At 62.2% G+C, this 20,257-nt stretch carries 20 protein-coding genes; 7 read left to right on the plus strand and 13 right to left on the minus strand.

Annotated features, from left to right (window positions below; translation table 11 throughout):
* Positions 1 to 25: 25 nt before the first annotated feature.
* From FHX14_RS27805 to FHX14_RS27815, 3 genes are read right to left on the minus strand one after another with little or no spacing between them, the layout of a single operon-like run.
* A complete protein-coding gene (locus FHX14_RS27805; RefSeq protein WP_003588619.1) occupies positions 26 to 880 on the minus strand; it encodes a Ku protein in 855 nt (284 codons plus the stop codon).
* Between the two features lie 18 nt (positions 881 to 898).
* Positions 899 to 1,132 (minus strand): DUF2188 domain-containing protein, encoded by a 234-nt coding sequence (locus FHX14_RS27810; RefSeq protein WP_003570400.1) that lies wholly within the window; start codon positions 1,130 to 1,132, stop codon positions 899 to 901.
* 14 nt (positions 1,133 to 1,146) lie between these two features.
* Complete coding sequence (locus tag FHX14_RS27815; protein WP_003588617.1) at positions 1,147 to 1,407, minus strand: hypothetical protein; 261 nt, start codon at positions 1,405 to 1,407, stop codon at positions 1,147 to 1,149.
* Positions 1,408 to 1,552: 145 nt separating this feature from the next.
* Between FHX14_RS27815 and FHX14_RS27820 the strand changes: the two genes are divergently transcribed.
* From FHX14_RS27820 to FHX14_RS27830, 3 genes are all read left to right on the plus strand, one after another.
* Positions 1,553 to 1,981, plus strand: coding sequence for an OsmC family protein (locus FHX14_RS27820; protein ID WP_003588615.1), 429 nt, complete (start codon positions 1,553 to 1,555; stop codon positions 1,979 to 1,981).
* A gap of 213 nt (positions 1,982 to 2,194) precedes the next feature.
* Entirely contained in the window at positions 2,195 to 3,631 is a 1,437-nt protein-coding gene (locus FHX14_RS27825) for an FAD/NAD(P)-binding protein (RefSeq protein WP_003588614.1), read from the plus strand.
* A gap of 125 nt (positions 3,632 to 3,756) precedes the next feature.
* Positions 3,757 to 4,650: a DMT family transporter gene (locus tag FHX14_RS27830; RefSeq protein ID WP_003588612.1), complete on the plus strand. Its 894-nt coding sequence runs from the start codon at positions 3,757 to 3,759 to the stop codon at positions 4,648 to 4,650.
* Between the two features lie 3 nt (positions 4,651 to 4,653).
* Here FHX14_RS27830 and FHX14_RS27835 read toward each other — a convergent pair whose 3' ends face one another.
* From FHX14_RS27835 to FHX14_RS27855, 5 genes are read right to left on the minus strand one after another with little or no spacing between them, the layout of a single operon-like run.
* Positions 4,654 to 6,273 (minus strand): VOC family protein, encoded by a 1,620-nt coding sequence (locus tag FHX14_RS27835; protein WP_172643253.1) that lies wholly within the window; start codon positions 6,271 to 6,273, stop codon positions 4,654 to 4,656.
* A gap of 21 nt (positions 6,274 to 6,294) precedes the next feature.
* The gene (locus tag FHX14_RS27840) at positions 6,295 to 7,890 is read right to left on the minus strand and encodes a response regulator (RefSeq protein ID WP_003588608.1); all 1,596 of its coding nucleotides are present in this window, start codon (positions 7,888 to 7,890) and stop codon (positions 6,295 to 6,297) included.
* A 4-nt stretch (positions 7,891 to 7,894) separates the two neighbouring features.
* Positions 7,895 to 8,320 (minus strand): response regulator, encoded by a 426-nt coding sequence (locus tag FHX14_RS27845; RefSeq protein WP_003584210.1) that lies wholly within the window; start codon positions 8,318 to 8,320, stop codon positions 7,895 to 7,897.
* On the minus strand, positions 8,307 to 10,448 hold the full coding sequence (locus FHX14_RS27850; RefSeq protein ID WP_003588606.1) for a PAS domain-containing sensor histidine kinase: 2,142 nt from the start codon (positions 10,446 to 10,448) through the stop codon (positions 8,307 to 8,309). The genes FHX14_RS27845 and FHX14_RS27850 overlap by 14 nt, the downstream gene beginning before the upstream one ends.
* On the minus strand, positions 10,438 to 10,614 hold the full coding sequence (locus tag FHX14_RS27855; protein WP_156339786.1) for a hypothetical protein: 177 nt from the start codon (positions 10,612 to 10,614) through the stop codon (positions 10,438 to 10,440). Before FHX14_RS27855 ends, FHX14_RS27850 begins: the two co-directional genes overlap by 11 nt.
* Before the next feature lie 27 nt (positions 10,615 to 10,641).
* On the opposite strand from FHX14_RS27855, the gene FHX14_RS27860 reads away from it, so the two are divergent.
* The 3 genes from FHX14_RS27860 to FHX14_RS27870 all read left to right on the plus strand — a co-directional run bounded on the left by FHX14_RS27860 (position 10,642) and on the right by FHX14_RS27870 (position 12,667).
* Complete coding sequence (locus FHX14_RS27860) at positions 10,642 to 11,019, plus strand: response regulator (protein ID WP_003588604.1); 378 nt, start codon at positions 10,642 to 10,644, stop codon at positions 11,017 to 11,019.
* A gap of 474 nt (positions 11,020 to 11,493) precedes the next feature.
* Positions 11,494 to 12,198: a LuxR C-terminal-related transcriptional regulator gene (locus tag FHX14_RS27865; RefSeq protein ID WP_003588603.1), complete on the plus strand. Its 705-nt coding sequence runs from the start codon at positions 11,494 to 11,496 to the stop codon at positions 12,196 to 12,198.
* 31 nt (positions 12,199 to 12,229) lie between these two features.
* Positions 12,230 to 12,667, plus strand: a complete 438-nt coding sequence (locus tag FHX14_RS27870) for a response regulator (protein WP_003588601.1) — start codon at positions 12,230 to 12,232, stop codon at positions 12,665 to 12,667.
* A gap of 19 nt (positions 12,668 to 12,686) precedes the next feature.
* On the opposite strand, the gene FHX14_RS27875 is transcribed toward FHX14_RS27870, so the two are convergent.
* The 4 genes from FHX14_RS27875 to ybaL form a co-directional block, all read right to left on the minus strand.
* The gene (locus FHX14_RS27875; RefSeq protein ID WP_003588599.1) at positions 12,687 to 13,397 is read right to left on the minus strand and encodes an ATP-binding protein; all 711 of its coding nucleotides are present in this window, start codon (positions 13,395 to 13,397) and stop codon (positions 12,687 to 12,689) included.
* Between the two features lie 172 nt (positions 13,398 to 13,569).
* Entirely contained in the window at positions 13,570 to 16,119 is a 2,550-nt protein-coding gene (gene secD, locus FHX14_RS27880) for a protein translocase subunit SecD (protein WP_003588597.1), read from the minus strand.
* 83 nt (positions 16,120 to 16,202) lie between these two features.
* A complete protein-coding gene (locus FHX14_RS27885; protein WP_003588596.1) occupies positions 16,203 to 16,583 on the minus strand; it encodes a hypothetical protein in 381 nt (126 codons plus the stop codon).
* Between the two features lie 54 nt (positions 16,584 to 16,637).
* The gene (ybaL, locus tag FHX14_RS27890) at positions 16,638 to 18,458 is read right to left on the minus strand and encodes a YbaL family putative K(+) efflux transporter (RefSeq protein ID WP_184380118.1); all 1,821 of its coding nucleotides are present in this window, start codon (positions 18,456 to 18,458) and stop codon (positions 16,638 to 16,640) included.
* 34 nt (positions 18,459 to 18,492) lie between these two features.
* On the opposite strand from ybaL, the gene FHX14_RS27895 reads away from it, so the two are divergent.
* Positions 18,493 to 18,792, plus strand: a complete 300-nt coding sequence (locus FHX14_RS27895) for a helix-turn-helix transcriptional regulator (RefSeq protein ID WP_037073313.1) — start codon at positions 18,493 to 18,495, stop codon at positions 18,790 to 18,792.
* 24 nt (positions 18,793 to 18,816) lie between these two features.
* On the opposite strand, the gene FHX14_RS27900 is transcribed toward FHX14_RS27895, so the two are convergent.
* A complete protein-coding gene (locus tag FHX14_RS27900) occupies positions 18,817 to 20,238 on the minus strand; it encodes a glycosyltransferase family 39 protein (RefSeq protein WP_184380120.1) in 1,422 nt (473 codons plus the stop codon).
* Between the last annotated feature and the right edge of the window lie 19 nt (positions 20,239 to 20,257).

Genomic DNA, 20,257 nt, shown 5'->3' on the forward strand with positions numbered 1-20,257 from the left:
AAAACGACAGATTTCAAAAGCCAGCTCAGCTCGCCTTCTTGGTTCCGCGGCTGTCGCTGCGCGCCGGCGCCTTTTTCGCCGGCGCCTTCTTTGCAGTGGCCTTGCCGCTCACCCCAGCGCTCTGTCGCAGCGCCTCCATCAGGTCGACGACCTTGCGTTCTGGCGGCTGCTTCTTCTTTGGCGGTGCCCGGCCCTCGATTTTTGCCTTCACCAGCTCGACGAGGGCAGCCTCGTAACGATCCTCATATTCGCTCGGCTCGAAGCTGCCTTGCTTGGTCTTGAGGATATGGCCTGCGAGTTCGAGCATCTCCTTGTCGAATTTAATGTCGGGAATGTCGTCGAAGACGCTTTCGGCCGAGCGCACCTCGTAGTCGAAGTTCAGCATGGTCGCGACGATGTGGTCACCTTGCGGGCGGATCAGCAGCGTCCGGTTGCGTCGGAAAAGCACGGCTTCGGCAAGTGCTGCGACCTTGCCGTCGAGCATCCCCCTGGCAATCAGCGCCAGCGCCTCTTCATCATGTTCGTCCACGGGCGCGAGATAGTAGGGACGGTCGAAATAGAGCTTGTCGATGCCGTCATAGGCGATGAAGGCCTTGATATTCAGCACCTTGTCGCTTTCCGGCATGAGTGCGGCGATCTCGTCGCCCTCGATGACGATGTAATCGCCATTCTCCAGCTGGTAGCCCTTGACCTGGTCGTCCCGCTCGACCGGTTTGCCGGTCTCGCTGTCGATGAATTGCCGCTCCACCCGGTGACCGGTCCTGCGATTGATGATGTTGAAGGAGACGCGGTCGGAGGAGGAAATGGCAGTGTAAAGCCCGACGGCGCAGGCAAGGTCGCCCACCTTCAGATGACCTTTCCAGCTTGCCCGCGCGGCCATTCCATCCTCCGTCGCAAATCAGAGCCGACTGTTGCTCTTGTCGGTTTCGAGTTCCTGAAAGGCCCAGCCGCGGCCGTCGGGCGCGGGATAGGCGAGCAGCGCATCGCCATCGCCGATCTTCTGGCGCGAGGCGGCATCCCTGGCGTGAACGATCGCTTCATCGGCCGTGGCATAGGTTTCAGAAAGCGTGTCGCCGAGCTTGTAGGCCCAGCCATTGTCATGCGGCACGACCTGATAGGTAATATCGGCCATTTCGGATCTCCTCTTTAGTTCCGATTTGGTTTGCGCCGCTCGTCGAGGGCGATGATCTTCTCCACGGAGGCGATATCCTCGCTGGTGACGACAGGCACCGGATCGGCCGCGATCGCCTCCAGCACCTCTCGCGAGACGGCGCCGTTGCGGATCGCCCATTCCAGCGTCTCGCGTGTTTCGCGCTCGGCCTTCAGCTGCCCATAAAGCGCCACGATCAGCCGATCGCGGGCGTCCATTTGCCGGCCCTGGCGATCCATGCTGCGGACATCAGGCATCGCAAACCACCTTTGTCACTGATTTCGTTCAGGTGTAATCAACTGATGACGGATGGAAAGGTTCCGAAACCGATGCGTGGCACTTGCCTCTTGCGGCGCCGGGCGGCGATTGCCATCTACAGAATGTTCGTCAAAGGAATTCATCATGGTCGATCTCAAGGCCCGTCCCCGCCCGACCGGCGCCACCGCCGCTCTCGGCCGCACCGGTTTTCCGCATGTCACCTCCGCCACCAAGGGCGAGATCGATATCGTCACTTCGCCGTCGCAGCCGGGCTTCAATCCCCTCGACCTGCTCTATGCCTCGCTCTCGGCCTGCCTCGTGCTCAGCGCCCGCATGGCTGCCAGCCAAATGGGCGTTCTCGACAAGATCAGCGACATCACCGCCGAGGTCACCGGCGAGAAGGCGACGGAAGGCCTTTCGCGTGTTGCGAGGTTCAATATCGCCTTCTCGATCAAAGGCGATATCGATGAGGAGACCCGGCAGAAAATCGTCCATGCGGCCGAAGACGAGATCTGCACGGTGAGCAATACGATCCGCGGCAACCCCGATTTTTCGACGACGATATCGGCATAGAGCATGATGCCGAAAAGTGTGAGCGGTTTTCGGACGACATCATGCTCTAACTCTTTAAGGTAGAACAGGATTCAGATTTTAGGCCGACCGGGCCTAAAATCATCCTGTTCTAGGCTCGATCTATATAATATTTATAGACAATTGCCGGCAGAGGATTGCGCGGCCCATGCCCGGCTTCTATGCTTGGGCATCGAAAGCGATGATACGGCCACCATGCAGTCCAAGCCTTTCCCGAAATCCGAACGGCCTGTCGTCGCCATCATCGGCGGCGGCGTCTCCGGCGCCGGCGTCGCCTATCATCTCGCCCGGGCGGATTGCGGCGAAGCTCCCGTCATCCTGGTCTTCGAGCCGCGCGCCGAACTCGGCCGCGGCCTTGCCTATGACACGGATGATCCGGCGCACCGTATCAATGTCCCGGCCGCCAAGATGAGCCTGCAGCCGGACGATCTGGGCGAATTCCAGGCCTGGATCGAAGCCCGCGATGCCGTTGCCGGCGACAGCAAGGCCAAACAGCCCGATGGCTCGCTTTTCCCGCGGCGCCAGCTGTTCGGCGAATATGTCGCCTCGCTGCTGAAACCAATGCTGGAAGACGGACGCGTGCGTCATTGCCGTGTCGCGGTCACCGGCGTCGAGCGCCGTGCCGGCCGCTGGACGATCCGCGACGATAAGGGCGGCGTGACCGAGGCCGATATCGTCGCGATCGCCACCAGCCATCCGGCGCCCGCAGCCCCCGGCCGGCTGGCGAGCCGGCTCGCGGGCCATCCGCGTTTCATCGCCGATACCACCAAACCAGGCGCGCTCGAGGTCATCCGCCCGCATGACCGGGTGCTGGTCATCGGCAACGGCCTGACGGCGGCCGATGTCATCGCCTCGCTTGCCGAGCGCGGACATGAGGGTCCGGTGACCGCGATCTCGCGCCGTGGCCTGCGTTCGCGCGGGCATGCGCCGGTGCCGCAGCCGCTCTTCGGCGATTTCCTGGCCGATGCGGGCCATTCCGCCGGCTCGCTGCTGGCAAGGATCCGCATCGCCATCGATGCGGCAAAAGCGGAGGGGATCAGCTGGCACGGCGTGATCGATCAGGTGCGGGCGCAGGGATATGATCTCTGGCAGGCGCTGCCGGGCGCCGAACGGCGCCGTCTCGTCCGCCATCTGCGTCCCTATTGGGACGTGCACCGGTTCCGCATCGCTCCGCAGGTCGAGGCCGTGCTCGACGCGGCGATTGCTGCCGGCCGGCTCGAGATCCTTGCCGGCTCCGTTGCCGATGCGCGCATCGAGGGCGAGTTCATCCTGTGCACCCTGAAGCCACGGCAGCAGCGCCAGCCGCTGGAGCGGAGTTATGACGCCGTCATCGTCACCACCGGCCCGGCCCATGGCGGCATTCTCGAAACTCAGCCCTGGCTCGCAGACCTTGCGGCAAACGGCCACCTGTCGCTCGATCCCACCGGCCTCGGCCTTGCCTGCACCGGACATTCGGAGGCAATCGGCCTGTCAGGAGAGGCGGATCCATCGCTGCTGATCTCCGGCCCGCTGGCGCGCGGCACCTTCGGCGAGCTGATGGGCCTGCCGCAGGTGACCGAGCACGCCTTCTTCGTCGCGAACGAGATCGCTGCGAAGCTGCGGGTGAACGCGACAAACACGCATCCGGCCTAATTTTACATTCCCCTGATTTTACATTCCTATGTCGCTTGGCGGCTGTCGTTCATGATCGACTTCTGATACTCACGGCGGCCAACATCCCATCGCCCCGCTTTCGGGCGACCAGAAATATCGAGATCATGTCGCAGGCTGCCTCCACCCTTTCCGAAGCCTCGCCTTCCAATCGGCTCGCCCTTGCAGCCCTCATTCTCGGCGGGGCGGCGATCGGCGGCTCGCCGATCTTCGTACGGCTCTCCGAGGTCGGGCCGATGGCGACGGCCTTCTGGCGCGTGGCGCTGGCACTGATCCCGATCTTCATCGTCTCGCTCATGAAGAAGCATGCAGGCCCGAAGCCGCAAAGCCTTTCCGATTACGGCATGCTGATCCTGCCGGGCGTCATGCTGTCGCTCGATCTCGCCGCCTGGCACCTTTCGCTCACCATGACCTCGGTTGCCAATGCGACGCTGCTGGCCAACCTCGCACCGGTCTTCGTCACGGTGATCGCCTTCGTCTTTTTCCGGGCAAGGACGAGCGGCGTCTTCCTGCTAGGACTGGTCCTGGCGCTGGCGGGCGTCGTCATTCTGAAGGGCGGACCGGCAGCCATCGGCAATGGCGACCTCGGCGGTGACGGTATCGCGATGATCGCCGCCTTCTTCTATGCCTGCTATATCCTGGCGATCGGCAGGCTGCGCAGCCGGTTCGATACCATCCGCATCATGCTGTGGAGCACGGCATCGGCTGCCGTCTTCATCTTCCCGATCGCTCTCATTCATGAGGGCCATATGCTGCCGGCAAGCCTCTATGGCTGGTCGATCCTCTTCGGTCTTGCCTTTATCAGCCATGCCGGCGGGCAGGTGGCGATCACCTATGCGCTGGCCTATCTGCCGCCGGCTTTCTCCTCGCTGACGCTGCTGCTGCAGCCGGTCGTCGCGGCAATCCTTGCCTGGGCCCTGCTGAACGAGGCGATTGGAACCATGCAGGCGCTTGGCGGCGCCGTCGTGCTTGCCGGAATCATGGTCGCCCGCCGAGGCTGATCGTCAGCGGTTTTCCTGCAGCAGCCATTTCTGGATGATCGGCACATCGGCATCGCCGAGATCATGGCCGCCGGGAATGACGTCGGAATCGACCGTGGCGCCCGAACTCTTCAGCCGGTCTTCCAGCTCGCTTGCATATTTGCCGTAGGCATCCGTCTTGCCGCTGATGACGAGCAGGTCGGTGCCTTTGAGATCGGCATGCGGATAGTCGCTGAGCACCGGCATGGAGCGCAGCAGTACCGCCTTGTGAACCAGGTTCGGGTGCAGGTAGAGCAGCGAGTTCAACAGGTTGGCACCGTTGGAGTAGCCGACATAGACGACCTTCTGGGGATCGAGCCCGTAGGATTTGACCGCGCCCTCGATGAAGGCGGCGAAAGCCTCCGCCTCGGTCTTGATGTCATTCTGGTCGAAGGAGAATGGGGTGATGCGCTTGTACCAGCGCGGAAACCCTTCCTCCGTCGCCCGGCCGCGCACGCCGAGCAGCGTCGCCCGCGGTGCCGCCTTGTTCAGCAGCGGCATCAGTGTCGTCTCGTTGCCGCCGGAGCCGTGCAGCAGCACGAAGACGCTGCCGTCGGGATCCGGCGGCGTATAGAAACGGTGGACGAACGGCAGTTCTCGGTAATTGATGCGCGGCTGGCCGGGCATTGCAAACTGCGGCAGCACGACCTTCAGGTCATGGAGATTGGTGATCGCTTCGGGCGGCGCAAACAGTTTCGTCCCAAGAGCGGCCTGCTCTTCATCCACGATCATGCCCGGCTTGTCGGTCGCAAGCTCTATCAGCGTGCCGCCGGGCTCGCGGGCATAGAGCGAGCGGAAATATTTGCGGTCATGCAGGTTGGTCGGCGATGCGTCGGTGGCTTCCAGGGCCTTGCGGACGGAATGCAGTGCCTCCTCGTCGGCAGCGCGGAAGGCGACGTGATCGATGGTCCCGGTGCCCGGCGCGCCAGCCCAGAAGCCGCGGGCATCGCGCACGTCGATGACGTCACCGGACTGCGAAACCAGCCTGTCGATCGTGCCGCGATTGGCCTGGAAGCGGTAACCAAAATGGCTCTCGATAAAGCTGCGGCTCTCAGCCGGCTTCTCCGTCAGCATGGTCGCGCCGCGCACGCGCTGGATAACGTGCTCGGCGGGGATCGAGGCGCCGTGCCAAGCCGCCGGCGAGGTGAGGCTCTTTGCGCCGGCGAGCTTGAGGATGATGTTGTCGGGATCCTTCAGCCGGAGCACGGGCTCGCCGAATTCATCGGCCGGTCCTTCCGAGCGCAGGCCGAAGCTCATGGCGCGCGTCAGCCAGTAGCCGATGCTGGCCGGGTCGATCGACAGTGATATTTCGCTGATCTGGCCGTAGCCGGCCCGGCCGGGCGCACCGTCTTCCCAGGCGAGGAAGGTAAGCAGCGAACCCGGTGTCCCCACAGCATCGCCGTAGAACAGATGGAGTTGCGTCGCGTCCTCGTAGCCGGCCGTCTGCTTGACCAGCCGCAGGCCGAGAAAACCTGCGTAAAAGTCCACGTTCGCCTGCACCTTTCGGGTGACGGCCGTGACGTGATGTATGCCTGATACCATCGGAAGCAGTCCTGATTGAAGCGGTGTCGTCAGGAGCGCGAGTATGAAAGCTGCGAAGGTCATACCGTTGCCAATGACCATCGCTTAGTTTTGTTCCGCACAAAGCGCAAGCGAATCGCCGCGCTGCAGCAATTCCAGATGATCGACATATTCGAGCGCCTCTTCGAGTTGCTGCAGGGTCGGCGGCTTGACCATATAGGCGCGCGCACCGAGATTTCTGGCCCGTTGCCGGTCGGTCTCATCGCTTGAGGTGCTGAGAATGCAGACGGGAATCTGGTTGAGGCGGACATCGTTGGAAAGCGCACGCAGCACCTCGAAGCCGTCCATGATCGGCATGTTGATATCGAGCAGCATCAGGTCGATCTGCGGCAGATCGGCAATACCGGCGCGTTCATCGAGCAGCCGCATCGCCTCGCGGCCGTTGGTGGCGACATGCAGATTGAAATTCACCTTCTCCCGCCGCATCAGCTTGATCTTCAGAAGCTGGATATCGGCCGGGCTGTCCTCCACCAACAGCACTTCGGCAAGCCTGCCTTCGCCTTCGCCCGGCTGCTCCGCCGGTCTGCCGCTGTGCGGGATGGCCGCTGCAGCGGGCGGCTCGGGCCTCGTCCCGGCGAGCGGCACGTCGAGAACGAAAGTGGCGCCGGGGCCATCCTCCGCCTCGCACCAGATCGAGCCGCCATGCAGCTGCGCGATGCGGCGGCAGATGGCAAGGCCGAGCCCGGTGCCCTCAATGCCGCGACCGACGAGTCGCTTGAACGGCTGAAAGATCAGTTCGCGATGCTGAGGATCGATGCCGGGCCCGTTGTCGCGGACGGTAAGGCGGCAGAAATCGCCATGGGCTTCGCCTGAGATCGTGACCTCCGGAACCTTCTGCTCGCAATAGCGGATGGCATTCGACACGAGGTTCTGCAGGAGCTGAGTCAGCAGCGTCGCATCGCCCATGACCTCCGGCAGCGTGCCCCGGATGATCATCGCGCCGCGGCTTTCGGTCTGCTGGCGCAGATTGTCCTCCACCTGGTCGAGTACGGCAGAAAGCGAAACCGGCGTGAGCTCCGGCCCGCCGGAGGCTTCGAGCCTGGTGAAGCCCGAGACCTTGACGATCAGGTCTTCCATATGGTCGGCGGCACTCAGCACGTAATCGAGCAGTTCCCGGTCGTCGGCGGGAAGCGCTGCAGAACCGTGCAGGATGCGGCTGAAAGATTTGATCGTCCTGAGCGGCTCCTTCAGATCATGGGCCATGGCGCGTGTGAAGATCTCGAGCGATTGCCGCTTCTGCTCCAACTGCGCTTCCAGCATGCCGTGCATGATGGCGTTCTGGATGCAGCGATGCAGTGTTTCGGGCGACAGCGAATCCTTCGTCAGATAGTCGCGCGCGCCGCTCTTCATCACCTCGACGGCGACGGTTTCACTGCCCTGGCCGGTCAGCATGATGACGTTGGCGGCGGGATCGTTCTCCAGAATATCGGCCAGAACGCCGAGCCCGTTGCGACCCGGCAGCGAATAGTCGAGCAGGATACAGTTCGGCCGTTTGCGGCCGTTCAGCGCAAGACCCTCTTCGCCTGTCTCCGCCTCCAGGACGCTATAGGCGGTGCTGGAGACGCGGCCCAATATGCGGCGATAGACCTCGCGATCGTCAATATTGTCGTCGATGATGAGAATGACGCACTCTTCCGCCAAAGTGTCAGTCCTCGAGCGGCAGGATGGCGATTTCGAACCAGTATTCCTTCAGCCGCTGGATCGCCGCAAACAGCCCGTCGAGATCGACCGGCTTCTGGACATAGGTATTGGCGCCGAGCGCATAGCAGCCTTCGATATCTCGCTCGTCGTCGGAGGTGGTGAGGATCACCACCGGGATCTTGCGCCAGCCGGCGTTCGATTTGATCGCCTCCAGCGTCTTGCGGCCGTCAAGGCCCGGCATATTGAGATCGAGCAGGATCAGCCCCGGTTTCGGCACCATCACGGCCAGCATGTCGAGCGCTTCCTGCCCCGAGGCGGCCCAGCGGATCGAGTTGCGCAGATTGGTGCGTTTGAAGGCGCGCATCGTCGCTTCGAAATCGTCTTCGCTGTCCTCGACGATCAGGATCGGTTGCGTGTCACGCTGCTGCATTCTGCCCCTCGCGCTTTTTTCCCAGAGTGAAGTAGAATGTGGTGCCGGTGCCGACCTCGGATTCCAGCCAGATATCGCCATTGTGCCGGGCGATAATCTTGCGGACGAAGGTGAGGCCTGCTCCGGTGCCGTCGTCGGAATCCTGCGATTTTTCCAGCCGTTTGAAAATGCGGAAAATATCCTCATGGAATTCCTGGGGTATGCCCTTGCCGTTATCCCGGACGAAAAACACGTTGCGGGCAATCGTGCCGTCCTGGCCGACGAACCGATCGAGATAGCCGATCGACACCAGCGGCGCCGGTTTATCGTTATATTTGATCGCATTGGTGATGAGATTGCGGAACACCTCGGTCAGCCGCGGCGCGTCGCAGACCACATCCGGCAACTGGCCGTCGATGATGACCTTGGCATGGCGTTCCTCGAGCAGCAGTTCCATGGTTGCGACGACATCCTTGACGATCAGGCTGATATCGCTGCGTTTGACCGCCAGCTGCTGCCGCCCGAGCCGGGAGAAATACAGCAGGTCGTTGACGAGTTTTTCCATGCGCTGGCTGAGGCGCACCAGCCGGTTCAGCCGGCGCACGCCGTCGTCGTCGAGCTTGTCTTCGTAGTCCTCCAGCAGGAATCGGGAGTGGTTGTGCAGGCCGCGCAGCGGTTCCTTGAGATCATGCGAGGCGATATAGGCGAATTCGTCGAGGTCGTGATTGCTGCGCTCGAGTTCGGCCGTATAGGCCTCGAGCTGGGCAAGCGTCGTTTTCATCCGCTCTTCCTGCCGGGCCCGCTCGCTGATATCGCGCACGATGCCGACGAAGATCTTCGCATCGCCGGTGGAAACCGCGCTGATGGAAACGTCGATCGGAAAGACGATGCCGTTCCTGCGGCGTCCGGAGACCATCCGCGTCGTGCCGATAATGCGCTCCTCACCGGTCTTCCGGTAATGGGCGAGATAGCCGTCGTGCTCGGAATGATAGGGTTCGGGCATCAGCATCTTGATATTCCGGCCGATCGTCTCCTGCGGGGTATAACCGAACATGCTTTCAGCCGCCGGGTTGAAGCTCCTGATCGTTCCACTCTCGTCGATGACGATGACGGCATCGGGCGTCCCGCGCACCAGCGCGCCGAAACGGACGCGCTCGGTTTCGAGGTTATGATTGTTGCGCATGAAATAAAAGACGAGGATGGCGATCAGCCAGAGCGTCGCAGCCGTAATCGTGCGGTTGGCGATCTCCTGCCAGAATGCCGCCTCGTCGTGCCTGACGGCGAAGAAGCCGAGCATCAACAGCACGGTGCAGGCAAACGCGAAAAAAAGCGGCGCATTCCTGTTGCCGAACCAGAGCGCCGTCAGCACCAGCGGCACATAGAGAATGCCGTTGGCAACGCCGAGCGGCGTATAGAGATCGACGAGGAGGCCGGTGAAGCAGACCGCCGCCGGGATCCAGAGCGGAATCTGCGCCCGGTTTGCCGGCTGCATCCACCAGGAGCGCGCGAGCAGGCCTGAGCCGAAGATCACCATGCCGACCGCCGTATGCAGCGCCATCGCCGCATAGGGCCCCCAGCGGTAACCCTGTTCGGCATCGGTGACATAGCTGGCGAGCGCGATCATGCCGAGGGTGATGACGATGTAGCTCGTCAGCTCCTGCACCACCTGGCTTCTCCTCTCGACGTAGAGAGAGAACAGCAGCGAAAGATTGGCGATCAGGAAGACCAGCGCCGTGTTCGGGCCCATGCCGCCGCCGATCTGCGCGATGAAATCGGGCGGAATGACGAAGCGGGTGATCAGCAGGTCGATATTGTGGAACGTCCGGCCGATGGTTACGATTTCCAGGAGCCGGGCCGCGGCGATCGCCGCCGCAATCCCTGTCATGACCGTTGCGGCAATCAGAAAACGACGGGCAGCCAGCGTCGAGGCGGCAAGCCCCAGGCCGGACAGCACGAAGCAGAGCGCGGTGTTGAAGGCCATCGACGGAAAGCCGGGAACCAGCGAAATGATCACCTGGATCTGCAATAGCCAGCCGGCAAGGGCGCTCATTCCGAGAAGGAACATCAGGCAGCCGACCGCAATCGCAAAGCCACGGTAGCGCTGCCGCTGGCGCTGGTCCTGCAGGTCCACATTGCCACTATCCTGCACCCGTCATGTCCTCCTCGGTTCGCGCGGCCATTTTTTCCGAAATCGAGGAATACTCAATAGGCAGGGGAGAACGGCGCTGCGCTTTTTCCGAAATGATTTTTCGACAAGAAGGATCGAATTTTCGCGAAATCGCGATATCGTGACGTCGAAGGACAGCAAGGTTCATCGAACAATATCCAAATCATGGTGCTGAATGCCAACCATAATTTACGTCGACGACAGCAGGGATGATCTCTTCTATCTCGACTATATCCGCAGGAAGCAGCAGATAGATGTCGATCTATTCTGTTTTTCGACCGCCGAGACGGCGCTGGCGGCGCTGGAGCAGCGGGCGGCGGAAGGCTGGGCGCTGCCGGAACTGCTGGTCGCCGATCTCTACATGCCGCTCGACAGCGGCATCGCCCTGGTGACCAGGCTGCGCCTGGACGACCGTTTCAAGGCGATGCGGCTTGCCATCTGCAGCGGCTCGGATGCTGCCGAGGACCGCGCGCGCTCGCTTGAGGCCGGCGCCGACGCCTATCTGGAAAAGCCGCTTGATCTTGCCGGAATTATTCTCAATCTTGAGCTGTAGGAAGCGGCGAAGGCCCGGTAACCTGTTCCCCGTCCCATGTCCCAACCATTTGACAAACCGCAATTGACAAGGTCGAGGTCGCACCACAAGATGCAACCGAAGCGAAGCAAATGATAGGCAAAATAAGCGCTGAGAGAACCGATCGACCCGCGTTCGCCGCCACGAACATCAGCCAACCCCTTAGCCAAATGGGTCTGTCGGCTCTCTCGCGCTTACGTCTGGCACTGCCTTCCTGCATTCTTGGATGTTGAATGCAGGAAGAAAACGATACCCAGGTAAGAACTACTGCCCTCAGTAAAATCTGCCCGTGCATCACCTGTAGCTGAGATAATTGATGATTTCCGCCTTTGAATGCCGAAAGTCCCCGTTTCGATATTCGTCATCAACTGTCTCGCAATTTTTGTAGCTCTTCGCGTTTAAGACGTATATCCCAAGATTTCGGGATCGGAGGCATCGAGGAGAGGAAGAGTGGGAATGAACAACGCCCCGGCAATTCCCTTTCATGCCGGACCGGAGCTGAGCCGGGCGATCAACCGCACCGATTTTTTCCGGCTGCTGAAGTCGGCGGCACAGCACTACAACTTCGATAATTTCGCGCTTGCCCGCATTTCCGAGACTTCGGCTCCTTTCGGGGAACGCGATATCGTCATCACCAATGTCGCCGAACGGCGTGTCGGTCTTTTCATCACGACGTTGAAGGAAGCGCTCGGGACCGTTCGGGCAAAGTCCGCCCAGTTTCTGGCAACGCCGGTTCATGGCAGGAGCGTACGGCCGGAAGATTATCGCTCCGATCTCGTGTTCAACGAGTTCCTGAGCGGCGTCTTTCTGTTCATCCCGCTGTTCACCCCCGAGGGGCGGCGCTATTGCCTCGTCCTCAGCGGCGAGCGTCAGGAGCCGGATCAGAGCGAGATTGCCGATATGCTTCTCGACGCCATGCGGATTTTCGACAAGCTTTATGAGGAAATCCTGACGCAGGAAATGTCCGGGCGGCTCACCCAGCGCGAGCAGGAAATCGTCAAATGGACGAGCGAAGGCAAGACGTCGGCTGAGATTGCCATCATTCTCGGTCTTTCCGAACATACGGTCAATTCGCACATCACCGCGGCTGCGCGCAAACTTGACGCCGTCAACCGCGTTCACATGGTGGCGATCGCCTTGCGGAACGGCTTGGTCACGTGAAGCCGGTTTCGGGATTGGGGAAATTAAGTCGATGACCACCGAAACTGTGCGAAAGAATGCCGTGAAGGTTCTCTTCGTCGACGACGAATTCATCGAATTCCGTGCGCTCAAGAAGAAGATCGCCGATCTCTCCGAGCCGGCCGTCGAGGTTGAATATTCGCCATCGATCGGTGACGCGCTGGAAAAGATCCGCTTGGCGCGTTTCGATCTCATCCTGCTTGACAACCGCCTGCTGCCGAACGCCGATTTCCGCGAAACGGTGCCGGAACTGCGCGGCATCGGCTACACCGGCCCGATCGGCGTCGTCTCGACCGACATATCGGGCGGCTATTTCCAAGAATTCCCGGATTACGGCGTCGATTTCCGCATCGGCAAGGACGAAATCGACGCCCAGACGCTGCAGCACATCATCCGCGAATATGTGAACTATGACGTCCCGGATTTTTGGAAGGACGATTACAGCATCTGAAAAGATGCGCTCGTGAAGCTCAGGCGACCGAAAGGCGGATGAGGAAGCGGCTGCCGTTTTGATCCGAATGTTCAAGGCTGAGATCGCCGCCAAGCGCCGCCAGAAACTCCCGCGCCGTCGTCAGTCCGAGGCCGGCGCCGGGCACCGTTCCCACCTTCGGCAATTTCCAGAACGGCTCGAAGATCCGCTCCCGATAGGCCGGATCGATGCCCGCCCCATTGTCGGAAATCCGGATGAACCAATCCGCCATCTCCCGCTCCGCGCTGATGACCACATGAAGCGGCGCTTCGCTGCGATAGGTCAGCGCATTGGTCAGCAGATGCCTCAGCACCAGGCCGAGCAGGGCAGGGTCGGTCCGGAGGGAAGGCAGGCCCTGGCTTTCCAGCGTCGCATCGGAAACCGCGATTTCGTCGGTCAGTTCGCCCCAGACATTTTCGGCCAGCGCCTGCAGATCGACCTCTTCGGGCGTCACCTGAGGCGCTCCGCCGGCAAGGCTCATCAATGCCTTGGTCAGGCGCTGCGCGGCTTGCGCCTTTTCCATGATCATCCGGAGGCTCTGAAGCTGTTCGCCGTCGAGCGTTCCCTCGAGATCGTCGAGCAGCAGTTCGGCATACATGGCGATATGGCGCAGCGGCGATTGCAGATCGTGCGAGGCGGTTGCGAGAAAACGCTTGATGCGCTCCTCGCTGCTATCGTCCTCTTCCGGTCGTCTCGTCGGGTTTGATGACATCTGGCGGGTTCCCCGATCTTTGCTGTAGCGCCCTACATCCTATCAGACGCGCCAAGGACGCGGTAATCCTTTGAATCGCTGCAGGATTTTATCCTTGCAGTCATCGACAATAGAAAGAGGGCGCCGGCTCTGCAACCGGCGCCCTCTTCAAGGATGCGTCATCAGGCGGATTTTAGCTCGCCGATTTGCGCGGGCGACCCTGTTCCGGCGGGATGATTTCGACGGCGCCATCGGTTGCCGCTGCCGCCTTGGCATGGCGGCGGCGCCAGTCGCCGAGGAAGAGCAGGATCGGTGCCGCGATGAAGATCGACGAGGCGCCGGCTACGAGAATGCCGAAGACCATCGGGATGGCGAAGCTCGAGACGGCGCTGCCGCCCCAGATCGCCATCGGTACCAGGGCGAGGAAGGCCGTCGCATTGGTGTAGAGGCTTCGTGCCAGGGTCTCGTTGATCGACTTGTCGATGATCTCGCGCAGCGGCATCGACTTGTAGAGCCGCATGTTTTCACGCATGCGGTCATAGACGACGACTTTGTCGTTCACCGAGTAACCGACGAGCGTCAGGATGGCGGCAATGGCCGTCAGGTTGAAGTCGAGGCCGGTGATCGCAAAGAAGCCGATCGCCTTGGTGACGTCGAGCACCAGCGTGACGATGGCGCCGACGGCAAACGGCCATTCGAACCGCACCCAGATATAGATGAGCATCGCGAGGCTTGCGATCACCACCGACAGGATGCCGGCCCAGGCAAGCTCGCCGCTGACCTTCGGGCCGATGACATCCGTGCCTTCGACGGTGGCGGTCGGATCGATCTTGGCGACTTCGGCCTTGAGCTTGGTCACCGCTGCCGTCTGCGCCTCTTCGCCGCCTTCCTGCCGCTGGGCGCGAACGAGAATGCTGCTTTTGTCGCCGAAGGACTGCAGTGTGATTTCGCCGAGGCCGAGACTATCAAGGCCTTCGCGGAACTTCGCCAGATCGGCCACCCCTTGGGTCTTGACGGACATCTGGATGCCGCCGCGGAAATCGACGCCGTAGTTGAGGCCGGGGTGAATGAAGAGCACGACGGAGGCGATCGAAAGCAGCGCCGAAACGGTGACGCCGAAGAAGCGCGCCTTCATGAATTCGATGTGCTTGTCATAGGGGCTGAATGGGATCAACGGCCGGATGTTCAGCACCTTGAACTTGCGGCGGCGGGTGATCTCGATCATCGCAACGCGAACGAAGGCGACCGAGGTGAACATCGAGATGATCAGGCCGAGCGCCATGGTCACGGCAAAGCCGCGAACCGGGCCGGAACCGAAAAAGAACAGGATGGCCGCAGCGATCAGGGCGGTCATATTGCCGTCGATGATGGTCGAATAGGCGCGATTGAAGCCGGTATCGATGGCGGCAAAGGCGCCCTTGCCCTTGCGGGTCTCTTCACGAATACGCTCGTTGATGAGGACGTTCGCATCGACCGCAAGGCCGATGCCGAGAACGACACCGGCAATGCCCGGCAGCGTCAGCGTCGCACCGACCAGCGTCAGGGCCGAGAAGGTCAGGATCGTGTGGATCAAGAGCGCGATATTCGCCAGCACGCCCCAGGTGCCATAGAGAACGAAGATGAAGACTGCAACGAGGATAAAGCCGACGATGCCGGAATAGATACCCATCTTGATGGCATCGGCGCCGAGGTCGGCGCCGACGGTGCGTTCCTCGATGACCGTCAGCTTGGCGGGCAGGGCGCCGGCGCGCAGCATGGCGGCAAGCGTCGTGGCGCTGTCGGCCGAGAAGTTGCCGGAGATCTGGCCGGAACCGCCGGTGATCGGCTCGCGGATGACGGGCGCGCTCAGCACTTTGTCGTCGAGGACGATGGCGAAGGGATTGCCGACATTCTGACGGGTGATATCGGCAAAGCGGCTGGCGCCGGCGCTGTCGAAGCGGAAGCTGACGATCGGCTCATGCGTGTTCGGGTCGAAGCTGACGCGGGCGTCGGAAAGCCGGTCGCCGGAGAGTTCGACGCGGTCAAGCACCGGATAGGTTCGGCCTTCATCGTCCTTCAGCATGGTCACGCCAGGGCCGGGCTGGTTGTTCGGCGACAGCATATGGAACGACATCTTCGCCGTGGAGCCGAGAAGCTGGCGCAGCCGCGTCGGATCCTGTGCGCCGGGCAGCTGCACGAGCACGCGATTGGCGCCGATGCGCTGAATGGTCGGCTCGGAAACGCCGACCTGGTCGACGCGCTGGCGGATGACTTCAAGGCTCTGCTGGACGGCGTTGTCGACATTGGCGGAGATGCCGGCCTTGGAGAAGCCGATGGTAATGGTCGCTCCGTTCGCTATGACATCAAGATCCGACTGGCCGGCGCTGAGGCCGGTGCTGATCGGGTTGGCGAGCGTCTTGAGGTCGGTGACGGCGGCATCGCTCTGCGTGGCATCGGCGAGCGTCACGACGATCTGGTTCTGGCTGCGCACGACGGCCTTCGGCTGGATGCCCTTCTCGCGCAGCACGCGGCGCGCGTCCTGAAGCAGCGATTGCAGCCGCTCCTTGGTCAGATCCGCCTCGTCGACTTCCAGAACGAGATGCGAGCCGCCGCGAAGATCGAGGCCGAGCGACACCTGCTCATGCGGCAGCCATGCCGGCACGCGCTGAAGGACGGATTGCGGCAGGACGTTCGGCAAAGCGATCAATAGGCCGAGAAGGATGATCACCGTATAGGTGAACACCAGCCATGGTGAAGTACGCATGTTGTATTCCTTAGATAATCGAGGGCCGGCGCTCGGGCGCTGGCGGCATGTCGTCAGATGTCGGAAGCGCCTCGGCGCAAACGTCAGGCTGCAGCCGGCGGTCCGCGCGGCTGATGGGTCCTGGAGACCGCGGCATGACGCGGAGCATCAAATGCCGGAAAAGCGGCTGCAATGGTCCAGCCGGCGAGATCGACAACCGGAGCCGCGGCAAGGGCGGGCGATCCGCCGTCATGGGCCGCCTGCTTCGGCGCAAGCCTGCGCTCGGTGGCAAGCACGCCGCGCACGGCATCGCGCGCGGTCAGCTGCGGCGGCTGCGGATCCCGGCCGGAAGAGGAAAGCGTATTGACGGCGGCGGCCGGCGAAATGACCAGATTGCCGCCGACGAGCAGGCCGATATAGGCAAGGATGGCGACAAGCAGGGAAGCGGCGACACGGCTGGTCAGATGGTGCTGGTCCAGCTCCACCTTCTCCGTCCCGGCGATGTCACTCCCGTATCGGCTCAAAAGCTTGCCAATCTCTCATTCTTTTGGCGGCGGAGGCTCATCCGCCGTCATAATTGTAGCAGGCCCATGCCCGTCTTCATAGCGCACACTGTCATGATGCACTTGGGCGAGCCGGTCAACCATGCCAAGCGCGATTTCACGCTCGCCCATGATGACGGTGTCGGCGCCATAGTGCTTCAATTCATCGACCTCGGCATCGGAATGGGCGCGCGCGACGATGAGGATCGACGGATTGACGCTGCGCGCCTGCTCGGCGATGCGGCAGGCCTCGAAGGCATTCGGGATGGCGATGGCGATGCTGCGGGCGCCGGAAAGATTGGCGAGGTCGAGCGTTTCCCGCATCACCGCATTGCCCATCAGGGTTTCGACGCCTTGCGCCCTCAGTTCGCCGATGCGCTTGTCGGAATCCTCGATGACGAGAAAAGGTGTGGCTGACGATTTGAGATTCTGTCCGACGATGCTGCCGACCCGCCCGTAGCCGACGAGAATGGCGTGGCCGCGGAGAGCCGTCGGGTGTACCTCGTCGTCTTCGGGCGGCGCCTCTTCATGAGCGGCCGCCGCATCCGGGGAGGGGGCGGATTCCACCACGGCTTCCTCTCGTTTTGCGCCTTCTAGCATCGGCCGCATGCGGTCGCAGAGGAAGAACAGCAGCGGATTGAGGATGATCGAGATGATGGCGCCGGCCAGGATCAGGTCGCGGCCTTCCTCCGGCAGCAGCCCGAGTTCGACGCCGAGGGCGGCGAGGATGAAGGAGAATTCGCCGATCTGGCCGAGGCTCGCCGAAATCGTCAGCGCCGTGCCGAGCGGCTTCTTGAAGGCGAGCACAATCAGCAGGGCGGCGACGGATTTGCCGATGACGATGATGAAGATGGTGGCGAGGATCGGCAGCGGCCGGTCGATCAGGATGTTCGGATCGAACAACATGCCGACCGAGACGAAGAAGAGTACGGCGAAAGCATCGCGCAGCGGCAGGCTCTCCTGGGCGGCGCGATGGCTGAGTTCGCTTTCGGCAAGCACCATGCCGGCAAAGAAGGCGCCGAGCGCCAGCGACACGCCGAAGAGCTTGGCCGCGCCGAAAGCGACGCCGAGCGCGATCGCCAGCACGCCGAGCCGGAAGAGCTCACGCGACCCGGTATGGGCGATGCGGTGCATCGTCCAGGGAATGAGCTTGCGGCCGAAGACCAGCATCAGCGCCACGAACAGCGCCACTTTCACCAGCGTCATGGCGATCATGCCGCCGATGCCGAGATCGAGCCCGAACAGGCGGTTCAGCCCGGCCGAGAGCGGCTCGACCGGCGCGTGACCCTCACCGCCGATGCTGGCTGCGGCCGGGATCAGCACCAGCGCCAGCACCATGGCGAGATCCTCGACGATCAGCCAGCCGACGGCGATCCTGCCGCGCTCCGTCTCGACCAGGCGCCTCTCCTGCAGCGCTTTCAACAGCACCACTGTGGAGGCGACCGAAAGCGCCAGGCCGAAGACCAGGCTGCCGCCGGTCGGCCAGCCCAGGAAGGCGCCGAGCCCCCAGCCGAGCAGTGTCGCAAAGGCGATCTGGGCGATTGCGCCCGGCACGGCGATGCCGCGCACCGACAGCAGGTCCTTGAGCGAGAAATGCAGCCCGACGCCGAACATCAGCAGGATGACGCCGATTTCGGCAAGCTCCGGCGCCAGGCTCTGGTCCGCCACATAACCCGGCGTATGCGGGCCGACCAGAACGCCGGCAATCAGATAGCCCACCAGCGGCGGCATGCGCAGCCGATGGGCAAACGCGCCGAAGATGAAAGCCAGCACGAGGCCGCCGACGATTGTCGAAATCAAGGGCGTATCGTGCGGCATTGCTGTCTCCCGATCTGGAAATCCCGTTTATAATGTGACATATATGGTTTATATCGACCAATATGGGCAAGTTGTAATCATGGGTCAAGGCGCAAGGGAAACAATTCTGACCCCGGCTCTCTGCCGGGCGGCGCGCGGCTTGCTTGACTGGACCCAGATCGATCTTGCCGAAAGGGCGGCCGTCTCGCGCAGCACCATCCGCGATTATGAGGGGCGCCATCACGACATCCACCGCGCGACGGAGGCGCAGCTGCGCCTCGCCTTCGAGGAAGGCGGCGTCAGATTCGTCGAGATCGAAGGGGCGGGCACCGGCCTCTGCCTGCCCACGGCATAATTCCCTAGACCGGAATCGATTGGCTCAGGGCGCCAGGCAGGCGGCGGAGACCTTGTAGACGGAGAGCGACTTGCCCTTGTAATAGCCCTCGGTCGGCTGCCAGTTCTTCAGCACCTCGGGCGTCTCGGAGGCGCAGCTGACGGGCCCGATTGTCAGGTAAAGCACCTTGCCGGTGATGTCGGCCGGCAACGCGAATTCCTGTTCATAGTAGCTCTCCGGAAGGCCGGCGGGGGCCCGCGCATAGATCCTGTAGGAGGCATCGCGCAGCGTATAGAAAAGATCGGCGACCATGTCGCGATCGTTGGTGACGATGATGTCGGTGCCGGCCTGAGCCGCGAGGGCGGCGGTCTCGCGGCTGACCTCGGCGCGGCCGAGATAGCGCTTCATCACTTCGTCGCCGTTCGGCAGCAGCAACTGCTGCGGAAAGATCGTCGCCAGCGGAAAGAGCAGGCTGGCGACGCCGTTGATGCCGAGCGACAGTCGCAGGCCCTTCGGCCACATCCGGTAAAGCAGCCAGACGGCAAGGATGGTGCCGGCGACATAGGCGGTCACGGCCCAGTTGGCATAGGCCTTGGCGACCGTTGCCTGCAGCGTGATCAGCACCACCACCGGCATCGACAGCCAGACCAGCATCTTTTCCCGGTCGTCGCTCCTGCCCCTGATCATGCGATAGACCGCCCAGAGCATCGCAAAGAAGACGATCGGCCCGACGACGCCGAACTGGGCGGAGAAGAATTCAAGCCCGCGACGGAGATTGATGCCGAGATCGCTCCAATGGGCGATGTCCTGCGTATGCCGCACCGTCGTATTGTTGTGCTGCAGGTTCCACCAGAGGTTCGGCAGGGCGACGACCGCCGCGACCGCAACCGCGATGATGAAATCCCGGATGGCGATGCGCGCCGCCGGAATGAGGAGGAGGGCAAGCGCGCCGCCCGGAACGACGAACAGCACGGCATATTTCGTCAGGAAGGCGAGGCCGACGCCGAGGCCCATGACCAGCGCCAGCCCGACCGAGCGCCGCTGTGTCAGCCCGAAATAGGCAAGCAGGGTGATCGCGATGAAGAACAGCAGGATGACGTCGGTCGAGAAGAACACCGAGGAAAGTGCCACACCCGGGAGGGTAATATAGGCGGCGGCCGTCCAGCCCTCGATCTCCGGGCCGACGAAACGCTTGGCAACCTTCATCAAAACCAGTGCCGCGGCCATGTGGATGAGCGGCCCGGAGAGCCTGATCCAGTAGATGGCATTGGAGCCGGAAAGCTCGGTCATTCCACGGATCACCCAGGCGATCATCGGCGGCTTGGAATAATAGCCGAGATCGAGATTCTGCGCCCAGAACCAGTACTGCGCCTCATCGACGAAAAGGTCCGTCCGATCGAAAGCTAGCGTGACGACGCGCCAGAGCGTGAAGCCGAGAACGATGAGAAGACCAGATCTGGGGGACATGAACCACGTGTTCCGCTGA

Origin of the sequence: Rhizobium sp. BK619 (genome assembly GCF_014195245.1) — a bacterium.
In the GTDB taxonomy this organism is placed as follows: domain Bacteria; phylum Pseudomonadota; class Alphaproteobacteria; order Rhizobiales; family Rhizobiaceae; genus Rhizobium; species Rhizobium acidisoli.